Source organism: Janthinobacterium sp. P210005 (assembly GCF_036231865.1).
Lineage (GTDB): Bacteria > Pseudomonadota > Gammaproteobacteria > Burkholderiales > Burkholderiaceae_D > Janthinobacterium > Janthinobacterium kumbetense.
Genome location: NZ_JAZARC010000001.1, coordinates 535,616 through 555,462, shown reverse-complemented (window position 1 = coordinate 555,462; position 19,847 = coordinate 535,616). Strand labels below are relative to the sequence as shown.

Annotated in this window: 19 protein-coding genes; 11 read left to right on the top strand and 8 right to left on the bottom strand. The window is 68.4% G+C overall.

From position 1 onward, the window contains the following. Nucleotides 1–93 precede the first annotated feature (93 nt). Complete coding sequence (locus tag VPH40_RS02315) at nt 94–1,380, top strand: putative O-glycosylation ligase, exosortase A system-associated (protein ID WP_328572528.1); 1,287 nt, start codon at nt 94–96, stop codon at nt 1,378–1,380. Next, nucleotides 1,377–2,312: a polysaccharide deacetylase family protein gene (locus VPH40_RS02310; RefSeq protein WP_328572527.1), complete on the top strand. Its 936-nt coding sequence runs from the start codon at nt 1,377–1,379 to the stop codon at nt 2,310–2,312. Before VPH40_RS02315 ends, VPH40_RS02310 begins: the two co-directional genes overlap by 4 nt. On the opposite strand, the gene VPH40_RS02305 is transcribed toward VPH40_RS02310, so the two are convergent. Genes VPH40_RS02305 through VPH40_RS02295 form a run of 3 tightly spaced genes read right to left on the bottom strand, consistent with a single transcriptional unit; the run spans nt 2,221 to nt 7,054 of the window. After that, nucleotides 2,221–4,197 carry an asparagine synthetase B family protein gene (locus VPH40_RS02305; RefSeq protein WP_328572526.1) on the bottom strand — a complete coding sequence of 659 codons (1,977 nt, stop codon included), beginning with the start codon at nt 4,195–4,197 and terminating at the stop codon, nt 2,221–2,223. The two genes, VPH40_RS02310 and VPH40_RS02305, sit on opposite strands and share 92 nt — an antisense overlap. Further along, nucleotides 4,194–5,450 (bottom strand): pyridoxal-dependent decarboxylase, exosortase A system-associated, encoded by a 1,257-nt coding sequence (locus VPH40_RS02300; RefSeq protein WP_328572525.1) that lies wholly within the window; start codon nt 5,448–5,450, stop codon nt 4,194–4,196. Before VPH40_RS02300 ends, VPH40_RS02305 begins: the two co-directional genes overlap by 4 nt. Next, on the bottom strand, nt 5,447–7,054 hold the full coding sequence (locus tag VPH40_RS02295; protein WP_328572524.1) for an acyl-CoA ligase (AMP-forming), exosortase A system-associated: 1,608 nt from the start codon (nt 7,052–7,054) through the stop codon (nt 5,447–5,449). Before VPH40_RS02295 ends, VPH40_RS02300 begins: the two co-directional genes overlap by 4 nt. Before the next feature lie 186 nt (nt 7,055–7,240). Here VPH40_RS02295 and VPH40_RS02290 point away from each other — a divergent pair, with 186 nt between their 5' ends. The 6 genes from VPH40_RS02290 to VPH40_RS02265 are packed head-to-tail and all read left to right on the top strand — an operon-like array spanning nt 7,241 to nt 11,933. After that, entirely contained in the window at nt 7,241–7,996 is a 756-nt protein-coding gene (locus VPH40_RS02290) for a GNAT family N-acetyltransferase (protein WP_328572523.1), read from the top strand. Continuing rightward, nucleotides 7,975–8,220: an acyl carrier protein gene (locus VPH40_RS02285; protein WP_328572522.1), complete on the top strand. Its 246-nt coding sequence runs from the start codon at nt 7,975–7,977 to the stop codon at nt 8,218–8,220. The genes VPH40_RS02290 and VPH40_RS02285 overlap by 22 nt, the downstream gene beginning before the upstream one ends. Then, nucleotides 8,217–9,077: a hydrolase 2, exosortase A system-associated gene (locus VPH40_RS02280; RefSeq protein ID WP_289898024.1), complete on the top strand. Its 861-nt coding sequence runs from the start codon at nt 8,217–8,219 to the stop codon at nt 9,075–9,077. The genes VPH40_RS02285 and VPH40_RS02280 overlap by 4 nt, the downstream gene beginning before the upstream one ends. Then, on the top strand, nt 9,074–9,967 hold the full coding sequence (locus VPH40_RS02275; RefSeq protein WP_328572521.1) for a hydrolase 1, exosortase A system-associated: 894 nt from the start codon (nt 9,074–9,076) through the stop codon (nt 9,965–9,967). Before VPH40_RS02280 ends, VPH40_RS02275 begins: the two co-directional genes overlap by 4 nt. After that, nucleotides 9,961–11,238, top strand: coding sequence for a glycosyltransferase (locus tag VPH40_RS02270; protein ID WP_328572520.1), 1,278 nt, complete (start codon nt 9,961–9,963; stop codon nt 11,236–11,238). Before VPH40_RS02275 ends, VPH40_RS02270 begins: the two co-directional genes overlap by 7 nt. Then, nucleotides 11,235–11,933, top strand: coding sequence for a tetratricopeptide repeat protein (locus VPH40_RS02265; protein WP_328572519.1), 699 nt, complete (start codon nt 11,235–11,237; stop codon nt 11,931–11,933). The genes VPH40_RS02270 and VPH40_RS02265 overlap by 4 nt, the downstream gene beginning before the upstream one ends. Here VPH40_RS02265 and VPH40_RS02260 read toward each other — a convergent pair. The 4 genes from VPH40_RS02260 to purT are packed head-to-tail and all read right to left on the bottom strand — an operon-like array spanning nt 11,920 to nt 15,106. Then, nucleotides 11,920–12,657 (bottom strand): hypothetical protein, encoded by a 738-nt coding sequence (locus tag VPH40_RS02260; RefSeq protein ID WP_328572518.1) that lies wholly within the window; start codon nt 12,655–12,657, stop codon nt 11,920–11,922. The two genes, VPH40_RS02265 and VPH40_RS02260, sit on opposite strands and share 14 nt — an antisense overlap. Nucleotides 12,658–12,673: 16 nt before the next feature. Continuing rightward, entirely contained in the window at nt 12,674–13,120 is a 447-nt protein-coding gene (locus VPH40_RS02255) for a DUF6678 family protein (protein ID WP_099664086.1), read from the bottom strand. Beyond that, on the bottom strand, nt 13,117–13,830 hold the full coding sequence (locus VPH40_RS02250; RefSeq protein WP_328572517.1) for a DUF6058 family natural product biosynthesis protein: 714 nt from the start codon (nt 13,828–13,830) through the stop codon (nt 13,117–13,119). The genes VPH40_RS02255 and VPH40_RS02250 overlap by 4 nt, the downstream gene beginning before the upstream one ends. A 43-nt stretch (nt 13,831–13,873) precedes the next feature. After that, nucleotides 13,874–15,106, bottom strand: a complete 1,233-nt coding sequence (purT, locus tag VPH40_RS02245; RefSeq protein WP_305051857.1) for a formate-dependent phosphoribosylglycinamide formyltransferase — start codon at nt 15,104–15,106, stop codon at nt 13,874–13,876. Nucleotides 15,107–15,281: 175 nt separating this feature from the next. Between purT and VPH40_RS02240 the strand changes: the two genes are divergently transcribed. The 3 genes from VPH40_RS02240 to VPH40_RS02230 all read left to right on the top strand — a co-directional run bounded on the left by VPH40_RS02240 (nt 15,282) and on the right by VPH40_RS02230 (nt 19,312). Further along, a complete protein-coding gene (locus VPH40_RS02240; protein WP_099664089.1) occupies nt 15,282–15,788 on the top strand; it encodes a sigma-70 family RNA polymerase sigma factor in 507 nt (168 codons plus the stop codon). Next, complete coding sequence (locus VPH40_RS02235; protein ID WP_328572516.1) at nt 15,785–16,738, top strand: FecR domain-containing protein; 954 nt, start codon at nt 15,785–15,787, stop codon at nt 16,736–16,738. Before VPH40_RS02240 ends, VPH40_RS02235 begins: the two co-directional genes overlap by 4 nt. A gap of 66 nt (nt 16,739–16,804) precedes the next feature. Then, on the top strand, nt 16,805–19,312 hold the full coding sequence (locus tag VPH40_RS02230) for a TonB-dependent siderophore receptor (RefSeq protein ID WP_328572515.1): 2,508 nt from the start codon (nt 16,805–16,807) through the stop codon (nt 19,310–19,312). Here VPH40_RS02230 and VPH40_RS02225 read toward each other — a convergent pair. Next, nucleotides 19,309–19,806, bottom strand: coding sequence for a VOC family protein (locus VPH40_RS02225; RefSeq protein WP_369812256.1), 498 nt, complete (start codon nt 19,804–19,806; stop codon nt 19,309–19,311). The two genes, VPH40_RS02230 and VPH40_RS02225, sit on opposite strands and share 4 nt — an antisense overlap. Between the last annotated feature and the right edge of the window lie 41 nt (nt 19,807–19,847).

Genomic DNA, 19,847 nt, shown 5'->3' with positions numbered 1-19,847 from the left:
CGGTATTGAACCAGTGTACTGAGCCTGCCTGCCAGCCCGTTGACAGGCATCAAGACCTTGGCAAGCCGGGCAACACCAGGAGCGTCCCCCTTCATGCGCGACATATTGATCACCGTCATCATCCTGGGTTCGCTGCCCTTCATCCTGAAGGCGCCGGCCATCGGCGGCCTGATGTGGGTCTGGGTCAGCGTCATGAACCCGCACACGCAGGGCTGGGGTTTCGCCACCCACATGCCGTTCGCCTTCATCATCGCCATCGCCACCCTGCTGGGCCTGCTCATGACGCGCGAACCGAAGAACCTGCCGCTGACCCCCGTCAGCGTGCTGCTGCTGCTGTTCGTCGCGTGGATGAACGTGACGGCGCCGTTCGCCCTGCTGCCCCAGTCGTCGTGGGTGCAGTGGAACAAGGTCATGAAGATCATGCTGATGAGCTTTGTCGTGATGATGGTGATACGCTCGCGGCGCGACATCGTGCGCCTGGTCTGGGTGCTGGTGGGCTCGATCGGCTATTACGGCGTGAAAGGCGGCATCTTCACCATCCGCAGCGGCGGCACGGAACGGGTGTGGGGGCCGGAAGATACGTTTATCGGCGATAACAACGCGCTGGCCCTGGCCCTGATCATCACCATCCCCCTCATGTATTACTTGCAGCAAAACACGGACCGACGCTGGCTGCGCCACGGCTTGTCCGGGGCCATGCTGCTGTCGGCCCTCGCCGCGCTGGGCTCGTATTCGCGCGGCGGCTTGCTGGCCATCGCCGCCATGGGCCTGTTCATGTGGCTGAAAAGCGACCGCAAGCTGGTGCTGGGCGCGCTGCTCGCCGCGGTCACGCCGCTGCTGCTGGCCTTCATGCCCGAGCGCTGGGCCGAACGCATGGACACCATCAATACCTACCAGGACGACGAATCCGCCATGGGCCGCCTGAATGCGTGGCGCATGGCCTGGAACCTGGCGCGCGACCGCTTTTCCGGCGGCGGCTTCGACGTCTCCGACGCCGCCGTCTTCGCCCGCTATGCGCCGAACCCCATGGATGTGCACGCGGCGCACAGCATCTACTTCCAGGCGCTGGGCGAACACGGCTTTATCGGCTTGCTGATTTACTTGGCGCTGGGCATCGCCACCTGGCGCACGGCGGCCGCCATCATCCGCCGCACGCGGAGCAAGCCGGAATTGCGCTGGGCGCACGGCCTGGCCACCATGAGCCAGGCCAGCCTGATCGGCTTTGCCGTGGGCGGCGCCTTCCTCAGCCTGCTGTATTTCGACATGCCCTACTACCTGATGGCCGCCCTGATCGCCACGCGCATCGTCGTCGAACAGCAGGCGCCGGCCCCGACATTGCGCCAGGCCAAGCCCCGCACCGCCATCGCGGAGCAGCCATGACGGCCGCCTTGTCCATCCTGATCTACCACCGCGTGCTGGCGCGGCCCGACCCGCTGTTTCCCGGCGAAGTCGATGCGGCCCTGTTCCAGCGCCAGTTGCGCCTGTTAAAGCGTTTCTATACGCCGCTGCCGCTGGACGATGCCGTGCGGCGCCTGCAGGATGGCAGTCTGCCGCCGCGCGCCGCCTGCATCACCTTCGACGACGGCTATGCGGACAATGCGCAAGTCGCCCTGCCGCTGCTGCAGCGCCACGGCTTGCATGCCACGTTCTTTATCGCCACGGGCTACCTGGACGGGGGACAGATGTGGAACGACACGGTGATCGACGCCGTGCGCCAGGCGCCAGGCGCGGTGCTGGACTTGCGCGCACAGGAATTGGGGGCTTTCCCCGTCGCCACCCTGGCGCAGCGGCAGGCGGCCATCGCCACCTTGCTGGGCCGGCTCAAATACCTGCCCTTTGCACAGCGCCAGCGCCTGGCCATGCAGATCCGCCGCCAGGCGGGCGCCCGGGCAAGCGCGCCAGCCATGCTGAGCACGGCGCAACTGCGCCAGCTGCACGGGGCCGGCATGACGCTGGGCGGGCACACGGCCAGCCATCCGATTCTATCGACCCTGGCGGAGCGGGCCGCGCAGCTGGACATCGCGAATGGCAAGCAGCAGCTGGAAAGCCTGGTCCAGGCGCCCGTCACCCTGTTTGCCTATCCGAACGGCAAGGCCGGGCGCGATTATGGCGCGCCGCACGTGGCGATGGTCAAGCGCCTCGGTTTCCAGGCGGCCGTCGCGACGGACTGGGGCGTGGCGCGCCCCGGCGCGGATCTGGACTTGCTGCAGCTGCCCCGCTTTACGCCGTGGGATCGAGGACGGCTGGCGTTTCTGTGGCGCATGCAGCAAAACCGCCGGCAAGCGCACCCAGCGCGCCCGGATGCTGGCTGAGCCACTGTTCCAGCATCAGCAGCAGCCACACCATGGTGCCGTGATAGGCCGGGTGTTCCGCCAGCAAGCGCCCTTGCAGATCGTCGATGAAGGCGGGCCGCACGATGCCGCGCCCGCGCAGCTGGGTCAGGTTGTCGAAGGCAAACTCGCGCAGCGGCACGTGGCTGTGCAGCCACTGGCCGAACGGCAGGCCAAAGCCGTGCTTTTTCTTGCGCACGATGGCCGGCGGCAAGATCTCGGCCAGCGCCCGCTTGAAGAACGGCCGCAAATTTTGTCCGTCGAGCTTGTCCCGCGGCGCCAGGCACGCGGCAAACGCCACCATCGCATCGTGCAGGAAGGGAAACGCCGCTTCCACGCCGGCCAGCTCGCACGCCTTGCGCACCTTGAACAAGTCGTTGTCGGCCAGGGTGAAGCGCATGTCCAGGGCCAGCAGCTCATTGATCTGGCTCAAGCCCTGGCCTTGCCGCTCCCAATACGCGCCATTCACGCAGCCAGGCGCCATGCCGGGGTCGATGGTGTCGATGAAGCCCGCTTCCAGCACCGTGCGGTAACCATGGCGCAGCAGCAAGTTATAGCCGTCGAGGCGGGCCGGCAACGGCAAGCTGGCTTGCTCGATGTAGCGGCGCGCCTTGTCGCCCAGCCGCCACGGTTTGCCTGTCTGTTCACGGAACAGCAGCGGCTCGATGATGGCCTGGCGCAAGATGACGGGCAAGCGCTCGTACTGCGACAGCAAGGCCTGGTGCGCATAGCGCGCATTGCCGCCAAACAGTTCATCGCCGCCGTCGCCGCCCAGCAAGCGCGTCACGCCATCCTCGCGCGCCATCTGCGCGCAATAGTAAGCGGGAATGGCCGAGGCATTGCCGAAAGGCTGGTCGAAAATGGCCGCCATGGCGGGGATGGCGGCCAGCACGTCGCCTGGCGTCACATAGCGTTCATGGTGCAGGCTGCCCGCATGGCTGGCCGCCAGGCGCGCATACGCCATTTCGTCATAGCCGGGAAAGTCGAAACCGATGGAATACGTGCGCGCGGGCCGGCCCGTCACTTGCCCCATGATGGCGGCCAGGGTGGAACTGTCCGTGCCCCCGCTGAGAAACGCTCCCGTGTCCGCCCCATCCGCGCCCAGGCTGCTTTCCACGGCCAGTCGCAGCAGGCGCAGGAATTCCTGCTTGTTGCTGGCGAAGGTGGCCCGCGTGCGCGCCGCCGGCTCCTGGAAGGCCAGCTGCCAATAGCTGCCCTTGCATTGCTTGCCGCCCCGCATGTGCAGGTATTCGCCGGGCAGCAGGCGCTGCTGGCCCAGGTAAGCCGTGGCGGGGCCCGGCACCATGTGGAAGTACAGGTAGTGATACAGGGCCTGCGGATCGAGCGCGCCCCGCACGGACGGATGGGCCAGCAAGGCGTCCGCCGAGGAGGCAAAGAACAAGCCTTGCGCATTGCTCGCATAGCTGAGCGGATGCATGCCGGCGCGGTCCACGGCCAGCAGGGCCGAGCCGGAAAAGGCGTCGAGGATGGCCAGCGCGAAGGGCCCGGACAGGCTGGCGCAAGCCGCCACGCCCCGGCTCAGCCACAGGGAAGCGAGGCGGCACGCCACGTCGTCGGCCGAACCGTCGAGCTCGGGCCGGCCCCACAGGGCCACTTGCAAGCCATCTTGCTGATACACATGGCGACTGCCGTCGATGGCGGCCACGGCCACGCCGCCCACTTCGCTCAAGCTGCTGGCCAGCGGCGCGCCATCGAAACGCGACAGGGGCGCCGCCATGCTTGCCAGCGCGGTCGCCGCGTTGGGCGCGGCGCCATCGGACGCCATGCCGCCCTGCGCAGCGGCAAGGCTGGCAGCGCCGTGCGCCACCGCGCCAGGCGCGGCCAGCCAACCGCACAGGCCGCTCATACGAGCACCTCGGCCGGCAGCGGATGGCCGAGAAACGCCGTCGGGCTGGCCGTCAAGCCGTAGGCGCCCGACTGGAACACCACCACCAGATCGCCCTCCTCGGCGCGCGCCATCTCCATTTGATCGGCCAGCAAGTCCAGCGGCGTGCACAGCGGCCCTACGACGGACGCCACTTCGCGCGGCCCGCCCAGCAGCCGGTTGCCGATGGCGACCGGGTAATTCTTGCGTATCAGCTGGCCAAAGTTGCCGGACGCGGCCAGGTGATGGTGCAAGCCGCCATCCGTCACGAGAAATACCTGTCCATGCGACACCTTGCGTTCAAGCACCTTGCACACATACACGCCCGCCTCGGCCACCAGATAGCGTCCCAGTTCCAGGTTCAGGCGCGCACCTGGGGCTTCCTGGGCCAGGATGGCGAGCTGCCGCTGCAAACCATCGGCCACGGGCGCCAGGTCCAGCGCCTGGTCGCCGGGAAAATACGGCACGCCGAAGCCGCCGCCGATATTCAGGGTGCGCAAGGGCGACGGCGCGCTGTCGGCCAGTTGCAGGGCCAGTTGCACGCTGAGCGCCTGCGCCTCGGCCAAGGCTGGCGCCGACAGGCTTTGCGAACCCGCGTACAGGTGGAAGCCGTGAAAATCCAGTCCCAACTGGCCGATGCGGCCCAGCAGCGCCGGCACCAGGGCCGCATCGACGCCGAACGGCTGCGCCCCGCCGCCCATGCGCATGCCCGTGCGGCGCAAGGCGAAATCGGGATTCACGCGCACGGCCACCCTGGCAGTCAGGCCCAGCCGTTCGCTGGCCAGCGCCAGGCGTTCCAGCTGGGCGCCCGACTCCACGTTGACCAGCACGCCCGCGGCCACGGCCCGCGCCAGTTCCCCATCGCTCTTGCCCGGTCCCGCAAAACTGATGCGTTCAGCCGGCATGGGCGTATCGAGCGCGGTGGCCAGTTCGCCGCCGGACGCCACGTCGATGCCATCGACCAGGCCCGCCAGCGACTGCACCACGGCCGGCATGGGGTTGGCCTTCATGGCGTAATGCACGTGCACGCCGGCGGGCAAGGCGGCGCGCAAATCCGCCACGCGCCGCGCGATGTGCGCCCGTTCATAGGCATAGAACGGCGTACTGCCCACCCGCTGGGCCAGCCGGCGCAGGGAAACACCGCCCAGCTGCAGCATGTCGTTTTCCACCGCGAACTGGCGCAGCGGTTGGTGCGATGGCAATTCCGTATTGTTCGAGCGTATCAAGTCCTTCATGCCGCATCTCCTGATTGGACCGCATACGCATGCGCCAGTTCCCTGGCCAGCAAGGGGCGGTCGATCTTGCCGTTCGGGTTGCGCGGCAACACGCCGTCGCGGATCTCCACCCACAGCGGCACCATATAGCTGGGCAGGCGCGCGCGGCAGGCGGCCAGCACGCTGTCGCGCAGCAAGACGACGCCCGGCGCGGGCGTGACGAGCAAGGCGATGGCCTGGCCCAGCACGGCATGGGGCAAGCCCAGCGCGGCCGCCTCGCCCACCAGCCCGCTCGCATACACGACTTCCTCGATCTCGGCCGGGCTGACCCGGTAGCCGGACGTCTTGATCATGTCATCGCTGCGGCCCACGAAATACAGGTAGCCGTCCGCATCGCGGCGCACCGTGTCGCCCGACCAGACGGCCAGTTCCGGCAGCACCAGGCCGCTCGCCTGGGGCGGCAGCGGCTTGAAGCGCTCGGCCGTGCGCGCCGCATCGTTCCAGTAGCCGAGCGCCACCAGCGCGCCGCGGTGCACGAGTTCGCCCGGCTCGTCCGTGTCGCACGCGCTGCCGTCCGGGCGCAGCACCAGCACTTCCGCGTTGGGGATCGCTTGCCCGATGGAATCGGGGCGCCGCTCCAGCTGTTCCGGCGCCAGGTAGGTGGAGCGGAACGCTTCCGTCAAGCCATACATCAGATACACCTGCACGCGCGGCAGCGACTGGCGCAGCCGGTCGAGCGTGGAGCGCTGCATCACGCCGCCCGAATTGGTGATGTAGCGCAAGGGCGTGGACAAGGGCCAGCTCAGCTGCGACAGCTGCACCCACAGGGGCGGCACGGCGGCCAGTCCCGTGATGGCTTCCTGCTCGACGGCTTCGACGATATCGCGCAGCAGCAGGTAATTCATCAGCACGGCGCAGGCGCCGCTGGCAAACGCCGTCGTCAGCTGGCTCAGGCCGTAATCAAAACTGAGCGGCAGGACGCACAGGATGCGGTCTTGCGGCGTATTGCGCAAATAGCCCGACACACTGAGGGCGCCCGCCAGCATGTTGCGGTGCGACAGCACCACGCCTTTCGGCCGCCCCGTGCTGCCCGAGGTATATAGAATGGCGGCCATGTCCGCGTCGATCGCCGCATGCGGCCGGAGCGCGGGCGCGCCGGCGGGCACGTTGGCGGGCATGGCGCTCCACGCCAGCACGCGCACCTTGCCCAGGCGCGATTCCGGCAGCGCTTCGCCCGTCAGCAGCACCGTGCGCAAGTCCGGACACGCGGCCAGCGCGGGGCCCAGCTGCGCCAGGCGTTCGCGCGAGGTGACGAGGATGTCCACGTTGCAATCGGCCAGGATGTACGCCACCTGCTCCGGCCTGAGCAGCGGGTTGACAGGCACGAACACGCCGCCGGCCGCCGCCGCGCCAAACATGGCGCTGACGTTTTCCGGGCGTTTTTCCAGGTACACGGCCACGCGCGCGCCGCGCTGCAAGCCCAGGGCCAGCAGGGTGCCAGCCGTCTCGCGCACGGATTGCGCCAGCGCGGCATAGTGCATTTCCTCACCCTGCCACGACAGGGCCGGCGCCTGCGGCGCGCGCTGCGCCGTTTCAAAGATCAGATCGTGTATCAGTGTCGCCATCGTGTCATCCCCGGGTTGCCATGATTGCCATGCATTCCCCTATGATTCAGACAAACGGCCACAGCGGTCTTGATTTTGATCAATTAACAGTTTCAGCAACACAGCTTGAGCCGGCGCAAGACCGCCGCTGGCCGCTGCGCTCTAATGGACAGCGTTGGCTGCAAAGCCGCCCCATCCGTTACCGCCATGGCCCTGTCCCCGCAATTTCCCCTGCTGCAACGGCTGGCCGCCAGCCTCGATCAACTGGGCTGGCGCGACAGCGCCTGGCTGGCCGTGGCGCGGCTGCTGGCGATGGTGACGGGCGGACGCTGCGCGCTATATCGCTACCAGTTCGTCGCGCAGGCCGTGGCGCCCGGCTCGCTGTGCCGCGGGCGCGGCCAGTCGATCAAGGTGACGCCCTGCCTGGCGGAAGCGGACTTGCCGCCCGGTCCCGAGCGCCGGCCCGGCGCCCTGCGCGAACGCTACCGGCAAGGCGCGCAATGCCTGGTGGCGCGCGACGCGTCGGGCATGCTGGGCTGGATCTGGCTGCTGCGCCACGGCTGCCAGGAAGACGAGGTGCGCGCCCGCTATGCGCTGGCGTCGCAGCAGTCGTCGTGGGACCTGGACGTATGGGTGCATCCCGGACGGCGCGGCGGCCTCGTCTTCGCGCGCCTGTGGGAAGAAGCCAACGCCGTGCTGCACGCGCAGGGCGTGCGCTGGACGTGCAGCCGCATCTCGCGCTTCAACCGCGCCTCGCTGGGCGCCCATGCGCGCCTGGGCACGCACGCGCTGGGCACGGCCACCTTCATTCGCTGCGGGCGCTGGCAAGCGATGGCCGCCAGCCTGCCGCCGTATCTGCACCTGTCGCGCCGCGCCGACGATATGCCCTGCCTGGTCTTCGATACGTCTTCCCTGCCGCACTACCCTTCCCTGGAGCTGACATGCCGCATCTTGAAGCAGTAAAGCACATCCTCGACACGACGCTGGGCTTGAACGGGCGCGTGCTGGAAGCCCACACGCCGCTGCTGGGCAGCGTGCCGGAACTCGACTCGATGGCCGTGATCGGCGTGATCGCCGCGCTGGAAGACCATTTCGGCATCGTGGTCGCCGACGACGACATCCATGCGCGCCACTTCGCCACCGTGGGCACCCTGCACGATTTCGTGTTTGCAAAGCTGCGGGCATGAACCGCGCCGCCCTCGACGCCCTGCCGCTGCTGCCCTTCTTCCTGCCCGCCAGCGGCGGCCAGCGCTACTGCCTGCTGCACCTGCCGCCGCCGGGCCAGGCCGCGCGCGGCGGCATCCTCTACGTGCATCCGTTCGCGGAAGAGCTGAACAAGAGCCGCCACGTGGCCGCCGCGCAGGCGCGCGCCTTTGCCGCGGCCGGCTACAGCGTGCTGCAGATCGACCTGTTCGGCTGCGGCGACAGCAGCGGCGACTTTGGCGAAGCGCGCTGGGACATCTGGCACAACGACCTGCACCTGGCTTGCGCGTGGCTGGCGCAGCGCGTCGACGGCCCGTTGAGCGTGTGGGGCTTGCGCCTGGGCGCCCTGCTGGCCCTCGATTTCGCCAGCCGCGCGCCGCTGCCCCTGGCGCGCTTGCTGCTATGGCAACCGGAACTCGACGGACGGCGCAGCATCGACCGCTTCCTGCGGCTGCGCCTGGCGTCCCACATGCTGGCCGGGGCCTCGCAGGAAGCGCCCGGCCAGGCGCGCGCCGCGCTGGCGGAAGGTGAACCTGTGGAAGTGGCCGGCTACCTGCTGGCGCCCGAACTGGCGCAGGCCATCGACGGTGTCAACGCGTCGACGCTGCTGCCTTGCGTGCCCGTCTACTGGCTCGATTACCGCGCGGCGGAGCAAAAGGACGCCTGGTCGCCGCCGCTGCTGGCGCGGCAATGGCGCAAACGCGGCGCCGCCGTGCACGTGGCCAGCTTCGATGACGGCCCGTTCTGGCACAGCGGCGAGCTGCTCGCGTGTCCGCAACTGCTGTACGCCACGCGGGAACTGTGCCGCGACTGGCTCGACGAGGAAAGGTCCCGGTCATGAAGCGCGACGACAGCCGGCAGCACCCCGCGGCGCACGCCGTGCGCGAGCTGGCCCTGCGCTTTCGCAGCGCAGCCGAAGACAGCGAGGCGCAGGCGCGCCTGGCCGGCATCCTCAGCCTGCCCGACGCGCCTGGCCCGCGCGGCGTCCTGATCGTCACGGGCGGGCCGCAGTACCGGATCGGCAGCCACCGCCAGTTCGTCTTGCTGGCGCGCGCGCTGGCCGCGCAAGGCTGGCCCGTGCTGCGCTTCGACTTGCGCGGCATGGGCGACAGCGAGGGCGGCGCGCGCGATTACCGCGCCGCCGGTCCCGACATCGCCGGGGCGCTGGCGCAATTCTTCGACGCCGTGCCGGCCTTGCGCGAAGTGGCGCTGTGGGGCTTGTGCGACGGCGCCACGGCCGCCGCCTGCCATGCGCCGCGCGACGCGCGCGTCAAGGCGCTGGTCCTGCTCAACCCGTGGGTGCGCAGCAGCGCCGGCCTGGCGCGCGCCACCTTGCGCCATTATTACTTGGGGCGCCTGCTGCAAGGCGATTTCTGGCGCAAGCTGGCCAAAGGCGGACTGCGGCTGGGCGCCAGCCTGGCGTCGCTGCGCCAGGTGGCGGACGCCACGCGGGGGCAGGCGCAGGCAACGGGGGAAGACGACGCGCCCGCGCCGGCCCTGCTGCGGGCGCTGGCGCAATTCCAGGGCAAGGTCTTGCTGATCCTCAGCGGCGACGACCTGGGCGCGCGCGAGTGGCAAGCGCTGCTCGATGGCGACGCTACGTGGCGCGCCGTGGCCGCCCGCGCGCAATGGACGCAGGCGCGGGTCGACGGCGCCAACCACACGTTTGCCAGCGCCGCCTGGCGCGGCGCGGTCGAACAGCTGTGCGCGCGGTGGCTGCAGTCATGGTAGCGGCCCGACCAAAACGGGTGCTGATGGTCGCCTACCATTTTCCGCCCCTGGCAGGCGGCAGCGGCATCTTGCGCACCCTGGGCTTTGCGCGCCATTTGCCCGACTGCGGCTGGCAGCCGCTCGTGCTCAGCCCCAGCGCCAGCGCGTATGCGCAGCGGGGCGATACGCAGCTGGCGCAAGCCGCCACGCAAGCCACCGTGCGGCGCACCCTGGCGCTGGACGCGGCGCGCCATTTCGCCATCGGCGGGCGCTATCCGCGCTGCCTGGCGCTGCCCGACCGCTGGAGTTCCTGGTGGCTGAGCGCCGTGCCGGCCGGCCTGCGCATGATCCGCGCCTACCGTCCCGACGCCATCTGGTCGACATACCCGATCGCCACGGCGCATTTGATCGCGCTGACCCTGCAAAAACTCAGCGGCCTGCCGTGGATCGCCGACCAGCGCGACCCGATGCTCGACGACAGCGACCCGCAGGCGCCGTATCCGCCCGAGCCGCGCCTGCACCGCATGCATGCGTGGATCGAACAGCGCATCGCGGCGCGCAGCGCGGCCATCGTCTGCACCACGCCGGGCGCCATCGCGGCGCACCAGCGGCGCCTGGCGCAGGTGGCGCGCGAGCGTTTCCACCTGATCGAGAACGGTTACGATGATGACGGTTATGAGCATGACGGAGGCCATGAACGCGCGGGCCGGCGCGGCCGCTTCCTGCTGCTGCACAGCGGCGTGATCTACCCGTCCGAGCGCGATCCGCAAGCGCTGTTCGAGGCGCTGGCCCGGCTGCGCCGCGAGGGCGTGCTCCACGCGCGCAATTTCCAGCTGGTGCTGCGCGCCACGGGCCACGATGCGTGGCTGGCGGGCCTGCTGGTGAAATACGCCATCCTCGACCTGGTGCGCCTGGAACCCTTGCAGCCGCACGGCGCGGCGCTGCAGGAAATGCAGGCCGCGGACGGCTTGCTGCTGCTGCAGGCGGCCAATTGCAACGGGCAGATTCCCGCCAAGCTGTATGAATACCTGCGCTGCCGCCGACCCATCCTCGCGCTGACCGACGCGGCGGGCGACAGCGCGGCCAAGCTGCGCCACTGCGGCATCGACACCATCGGCCAGCTGGCCTCCAGCGGCGATTGCGCGCGCGCCCTGCTGCGCTTCCTGGAACTGGCGCACCAGGGCCAGGCGCCGCTGGCCAGCCCCGCCGCCATCGCCCTGCAATCGCGGCAAGCCCGCAGCAACGCCCTGGCCGCCTTGCTGGACCAGGTCAGTCACAGGAGCCCGACATGAAGCATCGCCTGCTTGCCTGCACCCTCGCCGCCTGCTGCGCCCATGCCGGCGCGGCCGAATGCCCGCCCTACGTCAAGCACACGCCGGGCGGCGACTACACGAACGAGGAAGACCGTTCCGGCCTGTCCGTGGTCGAGAAATTCCATTTTTCGCGCGCCGTGGAAACGCTCACGCAAGGCATGACGGCCAGCCTGGGCGGCGACATCAGCTACACGCTCGAGCACTTCCCGAATCACCACCGGGCGCTGGCGTCGATGGCAAAACTCGGCTTGCGGCTGAAAAGCGCGCAGCCCGTCGGCGCCCGCTACACGGTCAACTGCTACTTCGAACGGGCGATCGCCTTCGCGCCGCACGACGTGACGGCGCGCATGGTGTACGGCAACTACCTGCTGGCCACGGGCCAGGACGCGGCGGCGCTGGAACAGCTGGACTCTGCCAGCCGCCTGGCGCCCGACCAGGCCACCATCCAGTACAACCTGGGCTTGATGTATGTGAAAAAGAAGGAATACGACAAGGCCAGCGCGCACGCGCAAAAAGCCTACGCGCTGGGCTTTCCCTTGCCTGGCCTGAAGAACAAGCTGAAGGCGGCGGGCAAGTGGAAAGAACCGCCGCCGGCCGCCGTGGAAGCCAAGGAAGCACCGAAGGCAGCGACAGAACCGGCCGTGCCGCCGGTCGAACAGCCTAGCGGGGAATGACGGCCGGCCGCCCGGCCACGCTCGCATGCCCGGTCGGCGACGCGGCCAGCGCGGCCGCCAGGTCGCGCCGCGACTGCGCCTTGTCGGCGGCATTGCCGATGTGCGCCAGTTCCGCCGGCTGCAGCACGGTGGCGGTGAGCAGCATCACTTCGCCGTACGGCGTGGCGAAGGACGGGGGAATGGTGGCCACGCCCTGGGCCAGCAGCACGCCCACCTGTTCGTTTTCGTCTTCCAGTCCCTTGGGCGCATCCTGCACGTCCAGCACCATCGACACGCTGCCGTGGCGCTGCACCAGCAAATCGATGGAACCGTGGTCGGCCACGTTCTGGCTGACCTGGTAAATCACGTCGAACAGCCAGGATTGCGCCACTTCCTGGTCGTCGAAGGCGGACAGCGGCGCTTCGATGCACACTTCCAGCAGGTGGCCGCGCGGGACGAACACGTCGTCGTCATCCTCGAAGGGATCGCTCAAGCCATCGCTGGCGAGAATGATCGACCCGGCGCGGCGGATCACGCGCCACGCCTGGCGCAACGACGGCCAGCGCGGGCCTCCCATGAAGGCGGGGTTGACGAGGGGCGCCAGCACGTCGGCATCTACAGTGCCCAGGGTGGCATAGAATGCGTCGCGCCCGGCGCAGGCCGCAGCCAGCATCCGCGCGCCCGCTTCCTTGCCGACGACGGCGTCGTCCGGTTGCGCTACTTGCGGGATAGCGTTTTCAGGCATGAGATTCCTCTTTGAATTAATCGGCGGGTGGAAAATCGTGGTACGAGCGTGGCAAGTAGCCCCAGATGCGCGCCACCCGGTCGCGCACCTCGAAATCGAAGCCGATGCGTGCCAGTTCCGGCACGATCCACACGCCATGGTCGATGATTTTCTTGGGCAGCAGCATGGCCACGTGTTCTTCCGAGTACAGGCTGATGTCGAACCATTCCACGCCCAGGAAGGGAAACGGCGGGTGGTAATCCCATTCCGTATCCCAGCGCGAGACATAGCCGGTGACGGAGCCGTAACGGTAGGACGGCGCCCAGTCAGGCTGCCCGCGCATGAAGGCCAGCAACGCGTTCCACTTGCAGTCGTTGGCGGCGCCGGCCAGGTTGCGCCGCGCGATGTGGCCGCGCAGCTTGCGCTTGACGTCGTCGCCGCCCGCATCGGCCTGCGGCAGGCCGTGCGTCGCTGATGCCGTCATGCGGGCGTCTCCTGCGCGTCGCTCACGCGGAGGTTCGCCCGCAAATCCTCGACCAGGCGCTTGCGGCTGCTCAAGGCGTATTCGATGGGCGAAAAAGGCATGGCGGCCGCCGCATAGGCATCGATCAGCGCATGCATCTGCTGCGCCTGCGCTTGCGGCAACAGCGTCTTGCTGCCATTCCCGCTTTGCTGCGCGAGCTTTTCCTGCAGCACTTCCTTCCAGGCGATGTGCGCCTCGGACATGGGATTGGCCACGCACAGGGAAAACGTGCCGTTCAAGAAATACATCCAGGCGCTGTCGGTACGGGCGCGCAAGCCCTCCGCGATCGGCGCGCCCCTGTCGTCGAAACTGTCGCGCAGGCGCCAGGTCGTCAGGTTCAAGGTCGCCAGCGCGGCCCCGTAACGCGACGCAAATTGCGCCTGCAGGCGCGCTTGCGCCATTTCCGGCCCTTCGGCGAGTGCGTGCAGCGCCACGGCGATCCAGGCCAGCTGGGACGGTGGAAAATAACGGCCGGCCCTGGCCCCCGGCGCCGCCATGGCGCCAAAGACGAACGAGCACAGATTGCCACTGGCATCGACCACGTATGCCGGCGCGGGAACCAGACGAGCCTGGATCAGGGCGTCGATTTCTTCCATGGTCATGGCGGCGGCGGCCGCCAGCTGCGTCTCGTCCAGATAGTGCTGCGCGAGATAATGATCGAGTTCCGTCATGCGCCGGCTTCCATGTTGATGACTGTGGTATCGGCCAACACGCTTACGGCGCCACCGGCTTGACCTTGGACGCGGCCAGCACGGCGCGCGCGCGGGCTGTGTCGATATCGTCGGCCGTGGCCAGCGCCACGCCCATGCGGCGGCGGGCGAACGATTCCGGCTTGCCGAACAGGCGCAAGTCCGCGCCCGGCACGCTCAAGGCGTCGGCCACGCCTTCGAAGGCGATGCCTTTCGCTTCCAGCTGGCCATAGATGACGGCCGAGGCGCCGGGCGAACGCAGCGCCACGTTGACGGGCAAGCCGAGGATGGCTTTCGCGTGCAGCTCGAATTCGCTCTGCACCTGGCTGGCCATGGTGACCATGCCCGTGTCGTGCGGACGGGGGCTCACTTCCGAGAACCACACCATGTCGTCCTTGACGAACAGCTCCACGCCGAACAGGCCCAGGCCGCCCAGGTTGTCCGTCACCTTGCGCGCGATCTCGCGCGCGCGTTCGAGGGCCAGCGGCGCCATGCGGGCCGGCTGCCACGATTCCACGTAGTCGCCGTGCACCTGCAAGTGGCCGATCGGCTCGCAAAACTGCGTCTCGACCTGTCCCGCAGCACCCACGGCGCGCACCGTCAGCAGGGTGATTTCATAATCGAAGTCGATGAACCCCTCGACGATGACCCGGCCCGTATCGACCCGGCTGCCGCTGGCCGCATACGCCCACGCCGCGTCCACCTCGGCGGCGCCATCCAGCTTGGACTGGCCCTTGCCCGACGACGACATCACGGGTTTCACGACGCACGGGAAGCCGATTTCCCGGCAAGCGTCCTGCAACTCCTGCAGGCTGCTGGCGAAGCGGTACGGCGACGTCGCCACGCCCAGGGTTTCGGCGGCCAGGGTGCGGATGCCTTCGCGGTTCATCGTCAGCACGGCCGCGCGCGCGTTCGGAATGCACGTGATTTGCCCGGCCGCTTCCAGCGCCGCCAGGGTATCGGTGGCGATGGCTTCGATTTCCGGCACGATCAGATCCGGCTTTTCCAGGGCTATCAAGGCAGCCAGCGCCACGCCGTCGCTCATGTCGATCACGTGCGAGCGGTGCGCCACCGGATGGCCCGGCGCGTTCGGATAGCGGTCGACGGCGATCACTTCCACGCCCAGGCGCTGCAGCGAAATGATCACTTCCTTGCCCAGCTCACCGGAACCGAGCAGCATGACTTTGATGGCGGTGGGCGACAGCGGTGTGCCGAAGGTGCGGGGCGCGATGGTGCTGCTGGTGGTGCGAGTGGTCATGGCAGGGTCTGTAGGCAGATGGAAAGATGGCTGGGACTATAACAAATGCCGGCCCGCTTGGACAGGGTGCGCCAACCGTGCAGGCGCTGGCGGCGGCACTTGCCAGCGCCCGCAGTCAATGCAATAATTGAGAATGATTCTCAATTAACCATCGCCGACCATCGTCCCAGCCGCCATGAACCCTGCCGCACCGCCCGACCTTGCCACCCTGTACCGCGCCCACCACGGCTGGCTGCAGGGCTGGCTGCGGCATAAGCTGGGCTGCGGCGCCGATGCGGCCGACGTGGCGCACGACACCTTCCTGCGCCTGCTGCAGCGGCGCGAACGGCCGCAGCCGGCCCTGCGCGAACCGCGCGCCTACCTGACGCGCATCGCGCAAGGCCTGGTGATCGACCATTACCGGCGCCGCGACGTGGAATACGCCTACCTGCAGGCGCTGGCCGCCCTGCCCGAGCAGACGGCGCCGTCGCCCGAAACGCGGCTGCTGATCATCGACACCCTGGTGCGCCTCGATACGGCGCTCGACGCCCTCAAGCCGCGCGCCAGGCTGGCCTTTTTGCTGGCCCAGCTGGACGGCTTGACGGGTCCCGCCATCGCCGCCAGGCTCGAAGTCTCGCTGGCCACTGTCGAGCGCGACCTGGCCAGTGCCTGGCGCGCCTGCTACCGCGTGTATTTCCAGTGACGGCCGCCTTGCAGGATGACCCCGTCGAGCAAGCGATCGCCTGGGCCGTGCGCCTGCAGATGCACGGCGCCACGCCGGACGCCCTGCTCTCGCTGCAGCACTGGCGCGATGCCGATCCCGGCCACGAACAGGCGTGGCAGCGCCTGGCCGCCATCGGCAATCAATTCTCGGGCTTGCCGCCGGAAGCGAGCCGCGCCACCCTCGACGCCAGCCTGGCGCGCCGCCGCCAGCGCCGCCAGGCATTGAAAGTGCTGGCCGGCATCGGCTTTGCCGGCACGGCCGCCTGGTTCGCCATCGACACGCAGGCCGACTACCGCACGGGCACGGGGCAACGCCTGGCCGCGCGCCTGCCGGACGGCAGCTTGCTGCACCTGAATGCGGGAACGGCCGTCAGGCTGCGCTTTGACGGCAAGCAACGGCTGCTGACCTTGCTGCATGGCGAGCTGGCCGTCACCACGCAAGCCGACCCGCAGCGCCGGCCGTTTCTCGTCGACACGGGCGAAGCGCGCATGCTGGCGCTGGGCACGCGCTTCACGGTGCGCCGTCTCGCCGGCGCCGACGGCATGCTGACGCGCCTGGCCGTGCAGGAACACGCGGTGCAGCTGCAGGCCGGCGCAAGCACAGGCGTGGCCAGTCCCGTGCTGGTACGGGCCGGCGACAGCGTCGTGACGGATGGCGCGCGCACCTGGCGCGAACCGGCGCATGACGATCCGGCCGCCTGGCTCGACGGCGTGATTGCCGCGCGCGACATGCCCCTGGGCCAGCTGGTGGCAGAACTGGCGCGCCACCGGCACGGCTTGCTGCTGTGCGACGCCGATATCGCCAGCTTGCCCGTTTCCGGCGTCTTCCAGCTGGACGACCCCGAGCGGGTCCTGCGCGTGCTGCTGCAGACGCAGCCCATCGTGGCCGTGTACCGCACGCGCTTCTGGGTCACGCTGAAAAAAGCGTAAAAAAGATGAGGGGATCGGGCTGGCCGCACGGCATACAGCTTGATACCCCCCAACTTGATAGCGATTATGAACCACTCTTTCCTGCCCTGCCCCCAGCCATTTCCCCCACTTCCCGCCCGCTTTCCTGCCCGGTCTCCCGCCCGCTCCCGCCTGGCCGGCGCCGTCGCCGGCGCCCTGCTGCTGCTCGGCGCGGCGCCCGTCCTGGCCCAGCACAAGCCGCCGCAGGCCAGCAGCGCCAGCGCCACGTATGCCCTGCAGATCGCCGCCGGCCCGCTCGATGCGGCGCTGGAACAGCTGGCGCGCAAGGCGGGCCTGACGCTTACCTACCAGGCGGCCGAGGTGCGCGGCTTGCGCACGGCCGGCCTGGCCGGCAATTACAGCGCGGCGGCCGGCCTCGATGCGCTGCTGGCCGGCAGCGGCCTGGCGGCGCTGCGGCTGGCGCCCAACGATTTCGTCCTGCGCCCCCTGCCCAGGTCCGCGAACGCGGCGGCCGACGGCGCGCAGCAACTGGCCGAAATCACGGTCACGGCCGGCGGCGAGCCGGCGCTGGAAACGGAAGGCAGCGGCGCCTATGCGGCGGCGCTGGCCGGCACGGCCACGCGTTTTACCCTGTCGCCGCGCGAAACGCCGCAATCGCTGACCGTCATCACGCGCCAGCAGATGGATGACCAGGGCGTGCTGAGCCTGGCCGACGTGCTGCAGCAAACGCCGGGCGTGACCGTCTCGCACGACGATACGGAGCGCTACAACTACTATGCGCGCGGCTTCAGCCTGAACAGCTTCCAGTATGACGGCGTGCCCACCTTCGATTTCAGCACCAATTCGAACGGCCTGGGCATCCGCGACATGGCCATCTACGACCGGGTGGAAGTGGTGCGCGGCGCGAATGGCCTGATGAGCGGCGCCGGCAGCCCGGCCGGCGCCGTCAACCTGGTGCGCAAGAAACCCACGCGCCAGTTCCAGGCGTATGCGCAGGCGGGCATCGGCAGCTGGGACCGCTACCGCGCGGAAGCCGATGTCTCCGGCCCCTTGAATGCGGACGCTTCCGTGCGCGCGCGCCTGGTGGCCGCGCACCAGCAGCACGGCTCCTACATCGACTATTACCAGCAGGACAAGAGCGTGATGTACGGCGTCATCGAGGCCGATGTGACGCCGCGCACGCGCGTGCTGGCCGGCATCGATTACCAGAAAATCGATTCGAAGGGGTCGTCGTTCGGCCAGAATCCCCTGTTTTACGCCGATGGCAGCCGCACGCGGTTCGCGCGCGCCTTCAACCCCGCCGCGCGCTGGACGGACGCGGGCAGCACCAGCACGCGCGTGTTCGCCGCCGCCGAGCACCTGTTCGACAACGGCTGGCAAGTGAAGGCGGAAGCGAGCCACTGGAAAGGCGATACGGACCAGTTGCAGGCGAACATCATCAGCTGGGGACCGTATCCAAACCCGGCCACGGGTCTGGCCACCGTGCAGCGCGGCGCGAAAACCTATGTCATCGACAGCAATTCCCTCGATACGTATGCGACGGGACCATTCCAGTGGCTGGGCCGCCAGCATGAGCTGGTGCTGGGCGTCAACGCCAGTCACCGCACGTCCGACTACCTGGCGTATGGCGGCGGCAATGTGGAAATCGATTACCGCCACTGGAACAACAACGTGCCGCTGCCGGCGAGCATGGCCGTCAGCCTGACGCAAAAATACAGCTTCAAGGAGTACGCGGCGTACGGCGCGGCCCGCTTCAAGCCGGCCGATGGCCTGTCGCTGATCGTCGGCAGCCGCCTGAACAGCTACGAGCGCACGGGCGACCTGATCTACGGCTGGGGCGGCACGGGCCGCGACGACGCGAAGGAAAAACACCGGCTGGTGCCGTATGCGGGCGCCGTCTACGACTTGAACGGCACGTATTCCGCGTATCTCAGCTATGCCAGCATCTTCGAGCCGCAATCGGTCAGCGACGCGAATGCCAGGGCGCTGCCGCCCACCACGGGCAAATCCTGGGAAAGCGGCATCAAGGGCGAGTTTTTCGAGCGCAAGCTGAACGCCAGCGTGGCCATCTTTCACATCCAGCAAGACAACCTGGCCGATTACGTGGGCACGGACGCCAACGAACGGGAAGTCTACCGGCCCATCGACGGCACCACCACGCGCGGCGTGGAGCTGGAAGTGGCGGGCCAGTTGTTGCCTGGCTGGCAAGTGCAGGCGGGCGCGACGTTCAGCCGCCCGCGCGACAAGGATGGCCAGCGCATCGATACGACGCGCCCCGAACGCAGCGTCAAGCTGGCGACCAGCTACCGCCTGGGCGGCGACTGGCGCCGCTTGAGCGTGGGCGGCAATATCAACTGGCAAGGCCGGACCTATTACCACACCGTCCTGACGGGCGACGTGCCGGCGCGCGCCGACGAAGGCAGCTTTGGCGTGGCGGGACTGATGGCGCGCTACGAGTTCGGCAAGCGGCTCAGTGCCGTGCTGAATATCAACAATGTCTTCGACAAGCGTTACTACAGTGGCTACGGCCTGTACGGCAGCGGCTACTATGGCGATCCGCGCAACGCGCAGCTGACCTTGCGGGCCAGCTTCTAACCGGCGTACGCCCGCTTGATCTCGTCAATGTCGATCTTTTTCATGCCCATCATGGCCTTCATCACCCGTCCGGCCTTGACGGGATCGGGATCGGTCAGCAGCTTGATCATGAGGGTGGGCACGATTTGCCACGACACGCCGAACTGGTCCTTGAGCCAGCTGCATTGCTGCGCTTCCGGCGGCCCCCCTTCGGACAGCAGGCGCCAGTAATGGTCGACCTCGTCCTGGGTTTCGCAATTGACCTGGAACGAGATCGCCTCGGAAAACTGGAACAGGGGGCCGCCGTTCAAGCCCGTGAACGTCTGGCCGTCCAGCTCGAAGGCCACCGTCAGCACGCTGCCCGGCTCCTGGCCGTGGATTTCCCTGCCCTCTTCGCCGTAGCGCAGGATCTGGCCGATCTTTGAATTGGGGAAGATGCCCGTATAAAACCGGGCCGCCGCCTCGGCGTTGCCGTTGAACCATAAACATGGGGTAATCTTTTGTACGCTGTGCATGATGTCTCCCTTGGCCGAAGTAGAAACACCTTCCCTGTGCG

Excerpts from the sequence above, each read along its gene's own strand:
- VPH40_RS02315 (WP_328572528.1), top strand. The coding sequence starts at position 94 with ATGCGCGACATATTGATCACCGTCATCATCCTGGGTTCGCTGCCCTTC.
- VPH40_RS02310 (WP_328572527.1), top strand. The coding sequence starts at position 1,377 with ATGACGGCCGCCTTGTCCATCCTGATCTACCACCGCGTGCTGGCGCGG.
- VPH40_RS02305 (WP_328572526.1), bottom strand. The coding sequence starts at position 4,197 with ATGAGCGGCCTGTGCGGTTGGCTGGCCGCGCCTGGCGCGGTGGCGCAC.
- VPH40_RS02300 (WP_328572525.1), bottom strand. The coding sequence starts at position 5,450 with ATGAAGGACTTGATACGCTCGAACAATACGGAATTGCCATCGCACCAA.
- VPH40_RS02295 (WP_328572524.1), bottom strand. The coding sequence starts at position 7,054 with ATGGCGACACTGATACACGATCTGATCTTTGAAACGGCGCAGCGCGCG.
- VPH40_RS02290 (WP_328572523.1), top strand. The coding sequence starts at position 7,241 with ATGGCCCTGTCCCCGCAATTTCCCCTGCTGCAACGGCTGGCCGCCAGC.
- VPH40_RS02285 (WP_328572522.1), top strand. The coding sequence starts at position 7,975 with ATGCCGCATCTTGAAGCAGTAAAGCACATCCTCGACACGACGCTGGGC.
- VPH40_RS02280 (WP_289898024.1), top strand. The coding sequence starts at position 8,217 with ATGAACCGCGCCGCCCTCGACGCCCTGCCGCTGCTGCCCTTCTTCCTG.
- VPH40_RS02275 (WP_328572521.1), top strand. The coding sequence starts at position 9,074 with ATGAAGCGCGACGACAGCCGGCAGCACCCCGCGGCGCACGCCGTGCGC.
- VPH40_RS02270 (WP_328572520.1), top strand. The coding sequence starts at position 9,961 with ATGGTAGCGGCCCGACCAAAACGGGTGCTGATGGTCGCCTACCATTTT.
- VPH40_RS02265 (WP_328572519.1), top strand. The coding sequence starts at position 11,235 with ATGAAGCATCGCCTGCTTGCCTGCACCCTCGCCGCCTGCTGCGCCCAT.
- VPH40_RS02260 (WP_328572518.1), bottom strand. The coding sequence starts at position 12,657 with ATGCCTGAAAACGCTATCCCGCAAGTAGCGCAACCGGACGACGCCGTC.
- VPH40_RS02255 (WP_099664086.1), bottom strand. The coding sequence starts at position 13,120 with ATGACGGCATCAGCGACGCACGGCCTGCCGCAGGCCGATGCGGGCGGC.
- VPH40_RS02250 (WP_328572517.1), bottom strand. The coding sequence starts at position 13,830 with ATGACGGAACTCGATCATTATCTCGCGCAGCACTATCTGGACGAGACG.
- purT (WP_305051857.1), bottom strand. The coding sequence starts at position 15,106 with ATGACCACTCGCACCACCAGCAGCACCATCGCGCCCCGCACCTTCGGC.
- VPH40_RS02240 (WP_099664089.1), top strand. The coding sequence starts at position 15,282 with ATGAACCCTGCCGCACCGCCCGACCTTGCCACCCTGTACCGCGCCCAC.
- VPH40_RS02230 (WP_328572515.1), top strand. The coding sequence starts at position 16,805 with ATGAACCACTCTTTCCTGCCCTGCCCCCAGCCATTTCCCCCACTTCCC.
- VPH40_RS02225 (WP_369812256.1), bottom strand. The coding sequence starts at position 19,806 with ATGCACAGCGTACAAAAGATTACCCCATGTTTATGGTTCAACGGCAAC.